At 66.9% G+C, this 16529-nt stretch carries 12 protein-coding genes; 8 read left to right on the forward strand and 4 right to left on the reverse strand.

Features of this window, described 5'->3' with window-relative positions; translation table 11 throughout:
* Positions 1-29 precede the first annotated feature (29 nt).
* From AB4Y98_RS10260 to AB4Y98_RS10280, 5 genes are read left to right on the forward strand one after another with little or no spacing between them, the layout of a single operon-like run.
* Positions 30-1310 (forward strand): sugar ABC transporter substrate-binding protein, encoded by a 1281-nt coding sequence (locus AB4Y98_RS10260; RefSeq protein WP_363732929.1) that lies wholly within the window; start codon positions 30-32, stop codon positions 1308-1310.
* Positions 1307-2188, forward strand: a complete 882-nt coding sequence (locus tag AB4Y98_RS10265; protein WP_089236186.1) for a carbohydrate ABC transporter permease — start codon at positions 1307-1309, stop codon at positions 2186-2188. The genes AB4Y98_RS10260 and AB4Y98_RS10265 overlap by 4 nt, the downstream gene beginning before the upstream one ends.
* Positions 2185-3021, forward strand: coding sequence for a carbohydrate ABC transporter permease (locus AB4Y98_RS10270; protein WP_089236185.1), 837 nt, complete (start codon positions 2185-2187; stop codon positions 3019-3021). Before AB4Y98_RS10265 ends, AB4Y98_RS10270 begins: the two co-directional genes overlap by 4 nt.
* On the forward strand, positions 3018-6185 hold the full coding sequence (locus AB4Y98_RS10275; protein WP_312108422.1) for a discoidin domain-containing protein: 3168 nt from the start codon (positions 3018-3020) through the stop codon (positions 6183-6185). Before AB4Y98_RS10270 ends, AB4Y98_RS10275 begins: the two co-directional genes overlap by 4 nt.
* Before the next feature lie 2 nt (positions 6186-6187).
* Positions 6188-7072, forward strand: a complete 885-nt coding sequence (locus AB4Y98_RS10280; protein WP_312785978.1) for an endonuclease/exonuclease/phosphatase family protein — start codon at positions 6188-6190, stop codon at positions 7070-7072.
* Between the two features lie 114 nt (positions 7073-7186).
* Here the strand turns inward: AB4Y98_RS10280 and AB4Y98_RS10285 are convergent, their stop codons facing one another.
* On the reverse strand, positions 7187-10423 hold the full coding sequence (locus AB4Y98_RS10285; RefSeq protein ID WP_442244299.1) for an Rne/Rng family ribonuclease: 3237 nt from the start codon (positions 10421-10423) through the stop codon (positions 7187-7189).
* A 406-nt stretch (positions 10424-10829) separates the two neighbouring features.
* Between AB4Y98_RS10285 and AB4Y98_RS10290 the strand changes: the two genes are divergently transcribed.
* Positions 10830-11804 carry an RluA family pseudouridine synthase gene (locus tag AB4Y98_RS10290; RefSeq protein WP_312785980.1) on the forward strand — a complete coding sequence of 325 codons (975 nt, stop codon included), beginning with the start codon at positions 10830-10832 and terminating at the stop codon, positions 11802-11804.
* Between the two features lie 500 nt (positions 11805-12304).
* Here the strand turns inward: AB4Y98_RS10290 and zupT are convergent, their stop codons facing one another.
* The 3 genes from zupT to AB4Y98_RS10305 all read right to left on the reverse strand — a co-directional run bounded on the left by zupT (position 12305) and on the right by AB4Y98_RS10305 (position 13975).
* Positions 12305-13114, reverse strand: coding sequence for a zinc transporter ZupT (zupT, locus tag AB4Y98_RS10295; RefSeq protein WP_025876721.1), 810 nt, complete (start codon positions 13112-13114; stop codon positions 12305-12307).
* 97 nt (positions 13115-13211) lie between these two features.
* Complete coding sequence (locus tag AB4Y98_RS10300) at positions 13212-13628, reverse strand: energy transducer TonB (protein WP_312787851.1); 417 nt, start codon at positions 13626-13628, stop codon at positions 13212-13214.
* The gene (locus AB4Y98_RS10305; protein WP_230110908.1) at positions 13625-13975 is read right to left on the reverse strand and encodes a 4a-hydroxytetrahydrobiopterin dehydratase; all 351 of its coding nucleotides are present in this window, start codon (positions 13973-13975) and stop codon (positions 13625-13627) included. The genes AB4Y98_RS10300 and AB4Y98_RS10305 overlap by 4 nt, the downstream gene beginning before the upstream one ends.
* A 90-nt stretch (positions 13976-14065) precedes the next feature.
* On the opposite strand from AB4Y98_RS10305, the gene AB4Y98_RS10310 reads away from it, so the two are divergent.
* Complete coding sequence (locus AB4Y98_RS10310) at positions 14066-14665, forward strand: NfuA family Fe-S biogenesis protein (protein WP_025876727.1); 600 nt, start codon at positions 14066-14068, stop codon at positions 14663-14665.
* 10 nt (positions 14666-14675) lie between these two features.
* Positions 14676-16430 (forward strand): hypothetical protein, encoded by a 1755-nt coding sequence (locus AB4Y98_RS10315; protein WP_442244300.1) that lies wholly within the window; start codon positions 14676-14678, stop codon positions 16428-16430.
* The last annotated feature ends 99 nt before the right edge of the window (positions 16431-16529 follow it).

Consider the following 16529-nt stretch of genomic DNA (forward strand, 5'->3'; position numbering starts at 1 on the left):
GGGCATTGCCTGCACTGGCCGCGCTGGTCATGGCCGGCTGCGCCCGCCCCGAGCAGGGCACCACCACCGTGCGCTTCTGGGCGATGGGTCGCGAGGCTGAGGTGGTCAGCGAGCTGATCCACGAATTCGAAGCGGAGAACCCCGGCATCAAGGTCGATGTGCAGAACATCCCGTGGACGGCCGCGCACGAGAAGCTGCTGACCGCGTTCGCCGCCGACGGCCTGCCCGACGTGTGCCAGCTCGGCAACACCTGGGTACCCGAATTCGCTGAGCTCAACGCGCTGACGCCGCTGCAGCCGTTCGTGCAGCGCTCGACCGTGGTGGATCCGAAGGACTACTTCCAGGGCATCTGGGATACCAACGTGATCCACGACGAGCTGGTCGGTGTGCCGTGGTACGTCGATACCCGCCTGATCTATTACCGCAAGGACCTGCTGGCCAAGGCCGGCTTCGACCATCCGCCGCGCACCTGGGCCGAATGGGACGAGCAGATGGCCGCGATCAAGCGCATGCAGGGCCCGAACCGCTATGCGGTGCTGATGCCGATCAACGAGTTCGAGCAGCAGCTGTCGCTGGCCCTGCAGCAGCCCGATCCGCTGCTGCGCGACGACGACACCCGTGGCAATTTCTCCAGCCCCGGCTTCCGCCGCACGCTGGGGTTCTACGCCAACATGTTCGAGCAGGGCTGGGCGCCGAAAATGTCCGAGACGCAGATCTCCAACGTCTGGGATGAATTCTTCCGCGGCTTCAACGTGTTCTACATTTCCGGCCCCTGGAACATCCGCGAGTTCAAGAAGCTGCAGCCGAAGGAACTGGAAGGGAAGTGGGGCACGGCCGCGCTGCCGGGTCCGGACGGTCCGGGCGCGGGCATCGCCGGTGGTACCAGCCTGGTGATCTTCCGCAAGTCGCAGCAGAAGGAAGCGTCCTGGAAGCTGATCGAGTTCCTGTCGCGGCCGGCAATCCAGGCGCGCTTCCACTCGATCATCGGCGACCTGCCGCCGCGCCGCAGCACCTGGAACGCGCCGTCGCTGGCCAACGATCCGCTTGCTGCCGCGTTCCGTGACCAGCTGGAGCGGGTCAAGCCCACCCCGAAGGTGCTCGAATGGGAGCGCATCGTGCAGGAAATGCGCATCGTCACCGAACAGGTGGTGCGCGGTGGCCTGCCGCAGGACAAGGCCGTGGCCGAGCTGGACCAGCGCGTGGACAAGGTGCTGGCCAAGCGGCGCTGGATGCATGAACAACAACGCCTGCAGCGCAGCGCACCCGCCTCGGGTTCGACCAGTGCAGTCGCGGCCGGGAGCCCGCAATGAAACGTTCTTCCCTTGCCGGCTGGATCTTCGCCGGCCCCTCGCTGATCGTGCTCGGTGTGTTCTTCGGCCTGCCGGTGGCTTCGGCGCTGGCGCTGAGCGTGACCGACTTCGACCTGTATGCGCTGGCCGACAGCAGCAACCTGCGCTTCGTGGGTCTTGGCAACTACATCGACCTGCTGCAGACCCCGATGTTCTGGAAGTCGCTGTGGAACACCACCTATTTCGTGGTGATCGGCGTGCCGTTGTCGATCGGCGTATCGCTGGGCGCGGCGATGCTGCTCAATGCCCCGGCCGCGCGCTTCAAGGCGCTGTTCCGCACCGCGCTGTTCGCCCCGGTGGTGACCACGCTGGTGGCGGTGGCGGTGATCTGGCGCTACCTGTTCCACACCAGCTATGGCCTGGTGAACTACGGCCTGGGCCATCTTGGCATCAGCCCGATCGACTGGCTGGGCGATCCCAACTGGGCGATGCCGACCATCATGCTGTTCGCGGTGTGGAAGAACTTCGGCTACAACATGGTGATCTTCCTGGCCGGCCTGCAGGCGATCCCGCATGACCTGTACGAAGCCGCGCGCATTGATGGTGCCTCACGCTGGAAACAGTTCCTGCACATCACCCTGCCGATGCTCGGACCGGTGCTGCTGGTGGTCGGGGTGATCACTGTCTCCGGCTACTTCCAGCTGTTCGCCGAACCGTACGTGATGACCCGCGGCGACCCACTGCAGAGCACCGTCAGTGTGCTGTATTTCATGTTCGAGGAAGGCTTCAAGTGGTGGAACCTGGGACGCGCCTCGGCTGTGGCGTTCCTGCTGTTCCTGATCATCCTGGCGGTGACCACCGTGATGCTGCGCTTTGGCCGCAAGAGGCAGTTGGTATGAGTCGTGAAATCGGCCAGTCACGCTGGCACCCGTGGATGATCAACGGCGCGCTGCTGGTGCTGGCCCTGGTCAGCCTGGCACCGTTGCTGTGGATGCTGTCGGTCTCGTTCATGCCGCAGGGTGAGGCCACCCACTTCCCGCCGCCGCTGCTGCCGTCCAGCATCACCACGCACAACTACACGGAGCTGTTCGCGCGTACCGGCATGGGCGGCAACTTCGCCAACAGCCTGTTGGTGTCGCTGGCGATCACCCTCGGTTCGCTGCTGCTCAACACGATGGCCGGCTACGCCTTCGCCAAGCTCAACTTCGTCGGTCGTGAGCGCCTGTTCCAGGTGCTGATGGCGGCGCTGGTGATCCCGGCACAGGTGGCGATGCTGCCGCTGTTCCTGCTGATGAAGCAGCTGGGCCTGGTCAACAGTTTCGGCGGCGTGATCGTGCCGGCGCTGGCCAGCGTGTTCGGCATCTTCCTGGTGCGCCAGTACGCCCGCTCCATTCCCGATGAGCTGCTGGAAGCGGCGCGCATCGACGGGGCAGGGGAGCTGCGCATCTTCTTCCAGATCGTGCTGCCGATGCTCAAGCCGGTGCTGGTGACGCTGGCGATCTTCACCTTCATGGGCGCCTGGAACGATTTCATGTGGCCGCTGATCGTGTTGACCGACCAGGAGCACTACACTTTGCCGGTGGCGTTGGCCACCCTCTCGCGCGAACACATCATGGACGTGGAAATGATGATGGCCGGCGCAGTGGTCACCGTGGTTCCGGTGCTGGCGCTGTTCCTGGTGCTGCAGCGGTACTACATCCAAGGATTGTTGCTGGGGAGCGTGAAGGGATGAAGCGTGCGATCGCCGTTGGACTGGGCCTGTTGTGGTCTTCCCTGGCGATCGCCGCACCACCGGCGCTCCCCGCGCCGAAGGTGCTGGATGATTTCGACGACATCAGCGCCTGGAAGCTGGTGTTGTCGGACCAGGTCAGCGGCTCGCTGCGGCCGGTCAGTGGTGCCGGCGGTGGCCGCGCGCTGTGCCTGGATTACGACTTCCATGAGGTCTCCGGTTACGTCGGCATCCGTCGTCCACTGAACATCGAGTACCCGGCCAACTATCGTTTCGGCTTCCAGCTGCGCGGTGATTCGCCGTCCAATGACCTGCAGTTCAAGCTGATCGACGCCAGCGGCGACAACGTGTGGTGGGTCAACCGTCCCGGCTACGCCTTCCCCAAGGCGTGGACGCCGGTGGAGTATCGCCGCCGTCAGATCGACAAGGCCTGGGGGCCATCGCCAGAGAAGGACATGGCGCGCAGCGCGTCGATGGAATTCACGATCTACAGCAAGGTCGGCGGCCGCGGTACCGTGTGCTTCGACAAGCTGACCCTGCAGGGCCTGCCCGCGCAGGATGATTCCGCGCTGCGGCCCTCGGTGATCGCCGATACCGCAACCGCGCTGCAGGACCGGATGATCGACGGCAAGTCCGATACCTTCTGGATCAGCGGTGGGGTCAAGCAGCAGACCATCAGCCTGGACCTGCACAAGAGCCGCGAGATCGGCGGTGCGGTGATCGACTGGCTGCCCAGCCTGGAAGCGAACCGTTATACCGTTCGCACCTCCGAGGATGGCCGTGACTGGCGTACCGTGCGCGAAGTGACCGCCGGTGCCGGAGGCCGCGACTGGCTGGCACTGCCCGACACCGATGCGCGCTACGTGCGTTTCGACCTGCAGGGCGGGCCGAACTGGCGCTACGGCATCCGTGACATCACCCTGAAGCCGCTGGCATTCGCCGCGACCCCCAATGCCTTCCTGTCCTCCGTGGCGGCCGACCTGCCGCGTGGCGCATTGCCGCGCGCTTACGTTGGCGAGCAGCCGTACTGGACCCTTCTTGGCCTGGACGGTGGCCAGGAACAGGCATTGATCAGCGAGGACGGCGCACTGGAGCCGGCCAAGGGCAGCTTCAGCATCGAGCCATTCATCCGCCTCGACGGCAAGCTGCTGGATTGGGCCGACGTTGCCATCACCCAGTCGCTGCAGGATCGCTACCTGCCGATCGCCACGGTCGACTGGGTGCACGAAAAAGCAGGCCTTTCAGTGACCAGCTTCGTGCAGGGCACGCCCGAACGCGCGCAGCTGATCGGGCGCTACCGGTTGAGCAATCCGGACAAGGTCGCGCACGAATACACCCTGGCGCTGGCGATCCGCCCGTGGCAGGTCAATCCGCCTACCCAGTTCCTCAACACGGTAGGCGGCTTCAGCCGCATCGACAGCCTGGACGTGGGCGAGCAGCTGGTGCGCATCAATGGCGAACCGCGGCTGTATCCCCTGCAGGTACCGGATGCGCGCTTTGCCAGCAGCTTCGATGGCAAGCTGGATGCGATGCACCTGGCCAGCGGCAAGCTGCCCGGCACTACTGCGGTGAAGGACCCGACCGGCATGGCGTCCGGCGCACTGCTGTACACGATCAAGCTCGAACCCGGGCAGAGCCGCGAGGTGGCGATCGTGCTGCCGCAGACCGGCAGCTGGGCGCCGCAGGCGCTGGACGTGGCCAAGGCACAGCAGCAGGTCGCGACGATGTGGCGCGACAAGCTGGGCGTGGTGACCCTGCAGGTGCCCGCCGCCGGCCAACCGCTGGTGGAAACCCTGCGCACCGCGGTGGCGCACATGCTGATCTCGCGGGTCGGCCCGCGCCTGCAGCCGGGTACGCGCTCCTATGCGCGCAGCTGGATCCGCGATGGCGCGATGATCTCCGAAGGCCTGCTGCGGATGGGTCGCAGCGATGCCGTGCGTGACTACGTGACCTGGTATGCGCCCTATCAGTTTGAAAACGGCAAGGTGCCGTGCTGTGTCGATGCGCGTGGCAGCGACCCGGTGCCGGAGAACGACAGCCACGGCGAACTGATCTACAACATCGCCGAATATGGCCGTTACACCGGCGACACCGCTTTCCTCGAGCAGATGTGGCCGCACGTGCTGGGCGCCTACAGCTACATGGAACAACTGCGGGGCAGCGAGCGCACCGAGGAGAACCGCGCGCGCAATCCTGCCTTCTACGGGATGATGCCGGCCTCGATCAGCCACGAGGGCTATTCGGCCAAGCCGATGCATTCGTACTGGGACAACTTCTGGGCGTTGCGTGGTTACAAGGACGCTGCGCAGCTGGCGGCGCAGCTGGGCAAGGTCGAGGCGATGCAGATCAGCGAATCGCGCGATCAGTTCCGTGATGACCTGCAGGCCTCGCTGCTGTCGGCCATGCAGCAGCACCGCATTGATTACCTGCCTGGCTCGGCCGAGCTGGGTGACTTCGACGCCACCTCCACCACGATCGCGTTGGCGCCGGGCGGCGAGCAGGGGCGGTTGCCGCAGCAGGCGCTGGACGCGACCTTCCAGCGTTACTGGAACGAATTCGTCGCGCGCCGCGACGGCAAGCGCGAATGGAAGGACTACACGCCGTATGAATGGCGCAACGTCGCTGCGTTCGTGCGCCTGGGATGGCGCGATCGTGCCTGGCAGGCCACCGAGTTCTTCTTCAAGGATCGCGCACCGCAGGCCTGGAACCAGTGGGCCGAGGTCGTCTCGCGCACGCCGCGCAAGCCGTTCTTCGTGGGTGACCTGCCGCACGCCTGGGTGGCCTCGGACTTCGTTCGCTCGGCGCTGGACATGTTCGCCTACAACCGCGATGCAGATGAGGCACTGGTGCTGGCCGCTGGTATCCCGGTGTCGTGGCTGCAGGGCGAGGGCATTGCCGTGCAGGGCCTGCGCACGCCGCAGGGGCAGCTCAACTATCGCCTGCAGCGCAGCGACAAACAGCTAGTGCTGGACGTGCAGCCCGGCCTGGTACCGCCGGCCGGTGGCGTGGTGCTGCCATGGCCGTATGCAGGCGAGCCGGGCCAGGCGACGGTCAACGGCGAGGTGGCGGAATGGGTCAACAACGAACTGCATGTGCACCAGTTGCCGGCACGCATCGAGATCGATGTGCCCAGCGCGGTGCGCCGCGCCGAACGCAAGGAAAAGTAAGCATGCGAGGTCCGCTCGGAATCGGTCGCGGTTTCTGCGCGCTGGGGCTGGCGATCGCGCTGGCCCTGCCCGGGTTGGCGGCAGCCGCCTTGCCGGCCAGCGCCGCCGATGTGGCCACTGCGGTCGGCGAGCCCGGCATGAGCATGGTGACATTCAACCTGCACCACGACCGCGAGGACTGGCCCAGCCGCCGCCGGACGATCGTGGCTGAGCTCAAGCGCCTGCAGCCCGATGCCATCGCGTTGCAGGAGGTGATCCAGAAGCGCAACGTGCGCAACCAGGCGCAGTGGCTGGCCAGCCAGCTCGGTTACCGGTACGTATTCGTGTCCACCGATCCGGTGGGTGCACCCAAGCGGTATGGCAATGCGCTGCTGACCCGGCGCCCGATACTGGCCCGTGGCGAGCACCTGCTGCTGCCGCTGGATGACTACCGCACCGTGGCCCATCTGCGCATCGACGTGGACGGCAAGCCGGTCAATGTCTATGCCACCCATCTCAACGAGCGCAGTGACGACACCGGCCAGCGCATCCGCCGCAGTCAGGTCGAAGATCTGCTGCGTTTCATTGCCGGCAGTTCTGCAGGTGCACCGGTGGTGATTGCCGGCGACTTCAATGCACTGGTCGATGCAGGCGATCTGAGCGAGCTGCGCAGTCACTACGGCGACAGCTACGGCAGCGTGCACGTCAACACCGACCTGGCCGGTGTCAGTACGCTCAACCGTCATTACTACCAGGCGCCGTCGCGGATCGACCACATCTTCTTCCAGCAGGACGAGATGGTCGCGCGCGAAGCGAAGATCCTGTTCGACCAGCCCGATGACGGCGGCCGTTGGGCGTCGGATCACTACGGGGTGTGGACCCGGCTGCAGTTCGCGCCGAAACCCTGATAACGGCATGGCGTGGCGGCGCATCTGCGTTCGCTACGTCATTTGGTACGTCACAAACAGAAACGGCGGGGATCATCGATCCCCGCCGTTTCGTTGTTGCCGATCAAGGATCGATCAGGCGGCTGGCGGCGTGCGCTTGCCGGCGTCCTCGTCTTCTTCCGAAGCCTGCGCGTCGGCGGCCTGTGCGGCAGCGTCGGCATGGCCATCGGCGATCGGGTCAACCGCTGCCGACACGACCGGATCGGCGACCGGTGCAGCGGTTTCCACCGGTGCGGCTTCGACAGCCACCGGGGTTGCCGGCTGCTCGACCACCGGGGCGACTTCAACCTCGGTCTTCGGTTCGACCACCGGAGCAGCTTCAACCACCGGCGCAACGTCAGCCACCACCGGCTTCGGCTCGGCTACCGGTGCGGCTTCGACCACCGCGGTCGGTTCAGCGACCGGGGCTGCTTCGATCGCAGCAGCGGTCTCGACCACCGGCGGCTTCGCCTCGATCACCGGAGCCGCTTCAGGTGCGGGCTGCACGGGCGTCGCCGCGTCGATGGCATCCAGCATGCTGGTCTGCACCGGCGACGGGGTCGGTTCGATCTTGGCGACGGCTTCCACCGGAGCCGGAGTCTGCACTGCGGCGGCCACTGGAGCGGCTGCCTCGACCACGGCACTGCTTACGGCAGCGACCGGCGCAACCGCGGCGGCCACTGCAACCGGCGCACGTGCTGGCTTGCCGGCATCAGCGGCGGCCGGCTCGACTTCGTCATCGAAATCGAATTCCGGCTGCGAACGCGACGGCTGCGCGGCGGCTGCCGGTGCGCCGACCGAAGCCGGGGCGGTCTGCTCGACGGAATCGCCGTCGTTGTCCTCGCCCTCGGCATCATCGCCGTCGTCCAGGTCATCACCCAGTACGTCACCGCCCGCAGCGTTCTCGGCGCCACCACGACGACGACGACGACCACCGCGACGGCCACGGCGGCGGCGGGTTGCGCCTTCGCCGGTCTGATCGCCTGCGGCATCGGCCGCAGCATCCTCGGCAGCCCCGGTCGCAACCACGACCTCTGCATCGGTCGTTGCGGCGGTGTCCACGGCCGCGACAGCGTCGGCCACGTTTTCAGTGGCAACGGCCGGTGCCAGTGCCTTTTCTTCCTGCACTGCAACCGTGGCCGCAACCGCAGTCGTGGCAGCCACGGCAGCAGCAGCGGTCACGCCATCGGCCGGGGCTTCGGCAGCGGCACGCTGGGGCTTCTCGGCCGGCTTGTCACCGTCCTGCGGGCGCGGCTGCTTCGGCTGCTTCAGCTTCGGCTGCTGCTGGCCCTGACCCTGGGCCTGTTCGTTGCGCGGCTTGTTCTGCTGCTGCGGCTGCTGGACATCCTTCGGCTTGCCCTGCTGCTGCGGCTGCTGCTGGCCATTGCCATTGGCCTGGTTGCCGCCGTTGCGGCCATCCTTGCGCTGCTCACCGCGGTCCTTGCGGTTGCCGCCGTCCTTCTGCTGCTGCGCATTGCCATTGCCGCCGTTGCCACGGCTGTCCTCGCGACGGTCCTTGCGGTCCTTGTTGCGATCCTTGTTGCGGTCACGGCGGCCGCCATCCTGCTGCTGGCGCGCGGCCGGTGCCGGTGCGGGAGCGGGAGCGGGCTCGCCACCAAAGATGCGCTTCAGCCAACCAACCACACCACCGCTGGCGGCGGCAGCCGGAGCCACTGCGGCCACCGGCGCGGGTGCCGGCGCTGCGGCCGGTTCCACTTCGTCCCGCACCGGGGCGGGGGAGTTGTGCTTGACCTGGGTCACCATCGGCGGCGGGATGTTCAGCTGGCCCTTGGTCAGTGCGTGTACCGGCAGCTTGCGCGGGGTACCGCGCTGGTAGCTCGGCTTGCCGCTTTCCTCGCCCAGTTCGTTGTCGCGCAGGCGGGTGACGGTGTAATGCGGGGTGTGCAGCTGCTCGTCGGCAACGATCACGATCGGCGCCTCGTGGCGCTTCTCGATTTCGCCCAGTGCGCCGCGCTTTTCGTTCAGCAGGTAATTGGCGATCTCCACCGGCGCCTGTACCAGCACCTGCCCGGTGTTCTCCTTCATCGCATGCTCTTCAGCGACGCGGATGATCGACAGCGACAGCGACTCGACGCTGCGCATGCGGCCATGGCCGTCGCAACGCGGGCAGACGATCTGGCTGGATTCGCCCAGGCTCGGACGCAGACGCTGGCGGCTCATTTCCAGCAGGCCGAAGCGCGAGATGCGGCCGACCTGCACGCGTGCACGGTCGTACTTGAGCGCGTTGGCCAGGCGGTTCTCGACTTCGCGCTGGTGCTTGTTGGAAGCCATGTCGATGAAGTCGATCACCACCAGGCCGCCGAGGTCGCGCAGGCGCAGCTGGCGGGCCACTTCCTCGGCCGCTTCCAGGTTGGTCTGGAACGCGGTGTCCTCGATGTCGCTGCCCTTGGTGGCGCGCGAGGAGTTGACGTCGACGGCAGTCAGCGCTTCGGTCTGGTCAACCACGATCGAACCGCCCGACGGCAGGCGCACGTTGCGCTCGTAGGCGCCTTCGATCTGCGATTCGATCTGGAAGCGGTTGAACAGCGGGATGTCGTCCTTGTAATGCTTGAGCTTGCGCAGGGTCTGCGGCATCACCTGCTGCATGAACTCCTTGGCGTGCTCGTACATCTCCTCGGTGTCCACCAGGATCTCGCCGATGTCGGCGCGCAGGTAGTCACGCAGGGCGCGCACGATCAGGCGCGATTCCTGGTAGATCAGGAACGGGGCCGGCTTGCTCAGGGCGGCTTCGGCGATGGCGCGCCAGACGTTCAGCAGGTAATCCAGATCCCACTGCAGCTCTTCCGCATCGCGGCCGACGCCGGCGGTACGGATGATGACGCCCATTTCGTCGGGGATGTTCAGCTTGTCCAGGGCGTCCTTCAAGGCCGCCCGGTCTTCACCCTCGATGCGACGGGAAACTCCGCCGGCACTGGGGGAATTGGGCATCAGCACCATGTAACGGCCGGCCAGGGAGATGAACGTGGTCAGGGCAGCGCCCTTGTTGCCACGTTCTTCCTTGTCCACCTGGACGACGATTTCCTGGCCTTCCCTCAGCAGCTCGCGGATGCCGGCCTTGTTGTGGTCGACGCCGGCCTGGAAGTAATCGCGGGAGATTTCCTTCAGCGGCAGGAAGCCGTGGCGGCCGCCACCGTATTCAACGAAGGCCGCTTCCAGCGAGGGCTCGATGCGGAAGATCCGGCCCTTGTAGATGTTGGACTTCTTCTGTTCCTTGGACGGCTGCTCGATGTCGATGTCATACAACGACTGGCCATCCACGATGGCAACACGCAGCTCTTCAGCCTGCGTGGCGTTGATCAGCATTCGCTTCATTGTTGCGTTCCTCGCAAGCGGCTACCGCGCGGAACGCCATGGAGTTTCGCCTCTGGACACGGCTCGCCGCCCATTCGCGCAAGCGCGGGGAGGGCGGCTTGGGTTTCCAGCGCTACGACACCACGGCAGGCCGCGGGAGCGCTTCAATTTTCTGGTTTTGGGTGTTGCAGGGCCGGAGGCAGCTGTCAGCCAGGCTGGAGCGCCGCACGGGACATGTTCAGCGCGACTGCGTGTCAGGCAATCGGCGATGGCCGGGAACGCCGGTGAGCCGCTAACATGGCCGCCCCGCGGGCGGTGGTCGCGCACTGTGCCGGATTCGTCGGAAGCGGGGCTTCTGGCCCTGAGTAACTTCCAACGAAATCAATCCCTTATCTCGCCCCCCGAGTGTAACAGAATAAACAGGCTGATGACTGCACAAGACCCTACCAAGCCGGCCGGCGAAAAGCCTTCCGTGCGCATGATCACCGTTCCGGCCGACCGCGCCGGCCAGCGCCTGGACAATTTCCTGCTCGGCCAGCTCAAGGGTGCCCCGCGCAGCCTGGTCTACAAGCTGGTCCGCAGCGGGCAGGTACGCGTCAACGGCGGCCGCGCCAAGGCCGAGCGCAAGCTGGAAGCTGGCGACGAAGTGCGGATCCCGCCGGTTCGTCTCAGCGATGAAGGAGACAAGGCGGGACCACCGGAGGCGTTCATGCGTCGGCTGGAGCAGGCCATCGTCTTCGAAGATGCCCGCCTTCTGGCGCTGAACAAGCCGACCGGCGTCGCCAGCCATGGCGGCAGCGGCATCAGCTTCGGCGCCATCGAGACCCTGCGCGCTCTGCGCCCCGGCCAGACCCTGGAGTTGGTCCATCGGCTGGACCGTGACACCTCGGGCCTGTTGATCGTGGCCAAGAAGCGTTCGGCACTGAGCGAGCTGCAGGCACTGCTGCGTGAAGACCACGGCGCCGGCATCCGCAAGCGCTACCTGACCCTGTTGGCCGGGCGCATGCCGGACGGGGTGATGACGGTCGACGCGCCGTTGCACGTGGGCCTGCGCCAGGGCGGCGAGCGCCATGTGCAGGTCAATGCGATCGGCAAGGAATCGATCAGCCATTTCCGGGTGCTGGAGCGCAAGGGCGGCCATTCCTATTGCGAGGTGCGCATCGAAACCGGCCGCACCCACCAGATCCGCGTGCACGCCCAGCATCTCGGGCATCCGGTTGCCGGTGACGACAAGTACGGCGATCCTGCGGTCAACAAGCGGCTTCGTGAGCAGATCGGACTGAAGCGCCTGTTCCTGCATGCCGCGTCGCTGGAGTTCGCGCTGGACGACGGCAAGAGCCCGTATGTGCTGAACGCGCCGCTGGCCGATGAGCTGGTCGAGGCGCTGGACAGGCTGAAGTAGCCCCTGCGGGGCTGACCGGCCAACGGGCGCAGCCCCCTCGCGGCTGGCGTCCAAAGCGGGATCCCGGTTTTGGTCGGTCCGGATGGGTTGGCGGGGGACGCCGTGAACCCATCCCTGGGGGCTTGGCCGCGGCATCCATGCCGCGGACACCCCCGCCAACCCATCCGGACCGCCCTTCGACAGATCGCGCGCGCCAACCACGGAACATCAAAAGAAAAGCAGACCCGGTCCGCGCGGCGGCCCGGGTAGAGTCGAGCCACGCTTGACTCACGCGCGCAGCGCGGGCTTCGCTTTTACTTCTTTCATCGCGCGGCTGGCACGCACGTCGCCTGTCAGGGGCCGGGCGAGGTGGGGTTCCGGGGTGTAAGCGCCATGGATGGCGCGCCCAAGCCCCCATGGATGGGTTTACGGCGTCCCCCGCAACCCCACCTCGCCCGGCCCAACCGCAGCATCTCGCTCTGCCAGCCGCGAGGGGGCTCAGCCCGTTGGCCGGAAACCCTTCACCACTTGAACAGCACCAGGCTGATCGCCAGCGTGCCCATGCCCGCCACCAGGCCATACACGGTCTCGTGGCCCTTGGCGTAGCGCTTGGCTGCCGGCAGCAGCTCGTCCAGCGCCAGGAACACCATCACACCGGCAATCAGGCCGAACACCCAACCAAACGTGGCGTGGGACAGCGAGCCGGACAGCAGGACATAGCCGATCGCCGCGCCCACAGGCTCGGCCAGGCCTGACAGCAGGCTGGCGGCGAACGCGTAGAACTTGTTCTGCGTGGCGAAGTACACCGGCACCGCAATGGCGATGCCCTCGGGAATGTTGTGTATGGCGATGGCGAAGGCCAGCGGCATGCCCACCGACGGGCTCTCCAGCGTCGCGAAGAACGTCGCCAGCCCCTCCGGAAAGTTGTGCGCGGTGATCGCCACCGACGTCAGCAGGGCGACCCGCTTCAGGTATTCGCGGCTGTTCTCGCGGAAGGCCGGGTCCTGCTTGTCCAGGCTGTCATGCGGGTTGGGAATGAAGTGGTCGATCAGCACGATCACCACCACGCCGAGCAGGAAGGCGAGGGTGCCGTAAGTGAAGCCGGTGCGTTCACCATAGGCCAGCGCGAACGAGGCGATGGATTTGTTGAGGATCTCCGACAGCGAGACGTACACCATCGCGCCGCCGGCAAAGGCCAGGCCGAAGGCCAGCAGGCGCGGATTGGGGCGACGCGAGAACAGCACCAGCAGGCTGCCGATGGCGGTGGCAAGGCCCGCAGCGAGGGTGACCGCCAGGGCGATCCAGATGTTTTCGGGGGGAATCTGCAGCATGTACCGACGCGTTCCTTGTCATCAAGCAATCGCCCCGGCACGGGCCGGGGCGGCAAAGGCGAGGCGGGCGTCGGCTGGCCTCGTCACCGGCAGGCGATCAGCCGCCGCGGCGCAGGCTTTCTTCGATGGCGAAGCACTGGTCCGGCTTCGGCTGCGGCGGGTTGAAGCTGACCGGCACCTGGATCGTGGCCGGCACGGCCTCCCCATTGCGGGTGGCGGCCTTGAACTGCCAGCCCTGCACGGCGGTCTTGGCCAGATCGTCCAGCTGCGGGTTGCCGGCGCCGGTCAGCAGGGTGACCTCGCTGGGTTTGCCGTCGGTGCCGATCACCACCTTGAAGGTGCTGGTGCCGCCCACGCCGGTGCAGGCCAGTTCCAGCGGATACTGCGGCGGCGGGGTCTTCACCGCAGCCACTTCGGTGGGGGCCGCGGCCGGCGCTGCCGGGGGCTCGGAGGAGCCGCAGCCGGCCAGGCTGGTCACGGCAAGCAGGGACAGGCTCAGCAATCGCACGTTCATTTCGGTTGCTCCGTCAGGGCTGAAGTCTTCGCTGCGCAGATGAAGTCGTTCTCGCTCAGGCCGCCCACGTCGTGGGTGGAATAGCGGACGACGGCACGGTCGTAATGGACACCGAGGTCCGGGTGATGGTCCTCACCGTGGGCGATCCAGGCTAGCGCGTTCACGAAGGCCATGGTGGCGTAGTAATCCTTGAAGCGGAACGTGCGCACCAGCGCCTGGCCGGCCTCGGCCAGCTCCCAGCCGGGAACCTGCGGCAGCAATTCTGCCAGGCGGGCCTCGCCCAGCTTGTGGTCGCTGCCTTTGCGCGGCACGCAACGGGCCTGTGCCAGCGGAATCAGGTCGGCCATGGGTTCCTCCACCTCGTGTTGACTGAACAATGCGCCGGCCGGTGTATAAAACGAATGAGCGGCTGACGCTTACTTGGCTAGAATAGCCTGATGATCCAGATCTCCGACACTGCCCAGACCCATTTCCGCAAGCTGATCGAACGCGAGGGCGTGCCCGGCATGGGCGTGCGCTTGAGTGCGGTCGATCCTGGCACCCCGCGTGCTGATGCCCGGCTGGAGTTCGCCGAGCCGACCGACCTGCTCGGCGACGAGTGGGCGGTGGACTGCGATGGCTTCACGCTCTATGTCGACGCAAGCAGCGTTGGCTGGCTCGATGGAGCAGAAATTGACATCGTGCCCGGCACGGCCGGTACCCAGCAGCTGACGATCAAGGCGCCGCGGATCAAGGGCGAAGCGCCCGGCGATGCCGCCTCGCTGGTCGAGCGCGTGCATTGGGTGGTGGAAAACGAAGTCAATCCGCAGCTCGCTTCGCACGGTGGCAAGGTCGCCGTGCAGGAAGTCTCGGCCGACGGCGTGGTGCTGCTGCGCTTCGGCGGTGGCTGCCAGGGCTGCGGCATGGCCGACGTCACCCTCAAGCAGGGCATCGAGAAGACCTTGATGGGCCGTGTGCCGGGGGTGACCGCCGTGCGTGATGCTACCGATCACGACAGCGGCCACGCTCCGTATATTCCGCGCGGCAACGCCGCCTGATCGCCAACGCGTGCCTCTGCCCAGAGCCGAGCAACTCATCGACCTGCTGCTGGCGCGCCAGCAGCGACCGCCCATCCTCGAGAAGAACACTGGCCTGCCGTACGGCTGGGCGATCTGGCTGCGGACGCTGACGCCGCTGCCGCGTCCGTTGCACGCGCGCGAAGTGATCGCGGTGCTGCTGCCGCGACCGCTGCCAGGCCCCCCGGGGCAATTGCCGGCGCTGGGGCCATGGGCGTCCCTGCGCCGCCTGTTCTGGCAGGACTGGGATCCGGCGCCTCGCGACCAGCGTTGGATGCGCTGGACCTCGGCGCTGCTCAGCGCGCTGCTGCATCTGTTGTTCTTCCTGCTGCTGCTGTGGGTGGCGGTGATCCGCACGTCTTCGCCGGACGAGCAGGGCAGCGAGGGTGAGCGCGTGCAGATTGAATTCGTCGGCCGTGCTGCACAGGAAGGCGGCGGCGACCAGCCCGGTGCCGAGGCAGCTGCCGCCGCAGAGGCCGGTGCCGCAGCCGCAGGCCAGGATGCCGGAGCGGCGACAGCGCCCCGGCCGCAACCGTCTGCACCTGCGCCGTCTTCTACTGCCGCTGCCACGGCACCGACCGCCAGCGTGCCGCCGCCGCCCGAGGTGGAGCCGGCGCCGGTGGCCGCACCGCCGCCCTCACCGGTACAGGCCACCGAAGTTGCAGAGGCGACCGCCGAATTCGTGGTGCCGCCGGTCGCACTGCCGCGCACCGAGGTCAGCATCGTGCCTCGCGACACCATTCCGACGGTGCGCGAGCGCAGCGTGCTGCCGGTACAGGCTGCGCCGATAGCAACGCCGGTACGCACGCCCGACGTGGCAGTGCAGGCTCCGCGCGTGCGCGATGTGCAGGTGCAGGAGCGCGAAATCAGCACGGTCGAAGCGCCGGTGGCGCCGCAGCCGATGCGGACCACCGACATCCAGGTACGCGTACCGCAACGCGACGTACAGGTGCGCGAGCGCGAAGTGCAGGCCGTGACCGATCCGCAGGTGCGCATGGCCACCGTCGCAGGGCGCGAGCCCACGGTGCGTGCGCCTGCCGGGCGCGAGGTGCAGGTGCGCGAACGGGAGGTTGCTGCCGCTCCGCAACCTGCCGCGTCGACTGCGTCAGGCAGCGCGACCACGCCGACGCCGGCACCCGCCGGCAGTTCGGCCCAGAACAGCGCCAGCGTGGCGCGCCCTGCGACGACCAGTACCGTCGCCGCACAGGCGGGCGCCCGTCCGGCACCAACCCCGGGCAACTGGGCAACGCCCGCACGCGGTGACGACTGGGGCGCTTCCAGCCGCAATCGCGACGGCGCCAACCAGGGCGCCGCGCAAACCAGTGCGGGCAAGGGCGACGGTCTGTTCAACGCTGACGGCAGCGTACGCGTGGCCGGCCAGGACGGGGCCGGCAAGGCCGAGCGCGGCGCACCCGGTGGGGCCAACGACGGCTGGAGCAAGGAGCGCATCGCCGAGTCCGGCAAATGGTTGAAGCGGCCGCCGTACGACTACACGCCTACCTCGTTCGACAAGTATTGGGTGCCGCAGGAATCGCTGCTCGCCGAATGGGTGCGCAAGGGCGTCAAGGCAATGGAGATTCCGTTGCCGGGTACCAGCACGAAGATTTCCTGCGTGATCTCGATCCTGCAGGCCGGTGGCGGCTGTGGCCTCACCGATCCGAACATGCAGGACCAGCCCGCAGTGGCGCGTCCGCCGCCGGATATCCCGTTCAAGAAAGAGCTGCAGGAAGATAACGGCAGCCGGTAGGGTGCCGCATCCACGCATGGCGTGGATCTACTGTGCATCCAGCTGCGCCGGGTAGATCCACGCCATGCGTGGATGATCCATGCGCTTCACGTGCATGCC

The sequence above is a fragment of the Stenotrophomonas sp. 2YAF26 genome (assembly GCF_052114625.1).
GTDB lineage: Bacteria > Pseudomonadota > Gammaproteobacteria > Xanthomonadales > Xanthomonadaceae > Stenotrophomonas > Stenotrophomonas indicatrix.

Coding starts and splice junctions, on each gene's coding strand:
- AB4Y98_RS10260 (WP_363732929.1), top strand. CDS start 30: ATGGCCGGCTGCGCCCGCCCCGAGCAGGGCACCACCACCGTGCGCTTC.
- AB4Y98_RS10265 (WP_089236186.1), top strand. CDS start 1,307: ATGAAACGTTCTTCCCTTGCCGGCTGGATCTTCGCCGGCCCCTCGCTG.
- AB4Y98_RS10270 (WP_089236185.1), top strand. CDS start 2,185: ATGAGTCGTGAAATCGGCCAGTCACGCTGGCACCCGTGGATGATCAAC.
- AB4Y98_RS10275 (WP_312108422.1), top strand. CDS start 3,018: ATGAAGCGTGCGATCGCCGTTGGACTGGGCCTGTTGTGGTCTTCCCTG.
- AB4Y98_RS10280 (WP_312785978.1), top strand. CDS start 6,188: ATGCGAGGTCCGCTCGGAATCGGTCGCGGTTTCTGCGCGCTGGGGCTG.
- AB4Y98_RS10285 (WP_442244299.1), bottom strand. CDS start 10,423: ATGAAGCGAATGCTGATCAACGCCACGCAGGCTGAAGAGCTGCGTGTT.
- AB4Y98_RS10290 (WP_312785980.1), top strand. CDS start 10,830: ATGACTGCACAAGACCCTACCAAGCCGGCCGGCGAAAAGCCTTCCGTG.
- zupT (WP_025876721.1), bottom strand. CDS start 13,114: ATGCTGCAGATTCCCCCCGAAAACATCTGGATCGCCCTGGCGGTCACC.
- AB4Y98_RS10300 (WP_312787851.1), bottom strand. CDS start 13,628: ATGAACGTGCGATTGCTGAGCCTGTCCCTGCTTGCCGTGACCAGCCTG.
- AB4Y98_RS10305 (WP_230110908.1), bottom strand. CDS start 13,975: ATGGCCGACCTGATTCCGCTGGCACAGGCCCGTTGCGTGCCGCGCAAA.
- AB4Y98_RS10310 (WP_025876727.1), top strand. CDS start 14,066: ATGATCCAGATCTCCGACACTGCCCAGACCCATTTCCGCAAGCTGATC.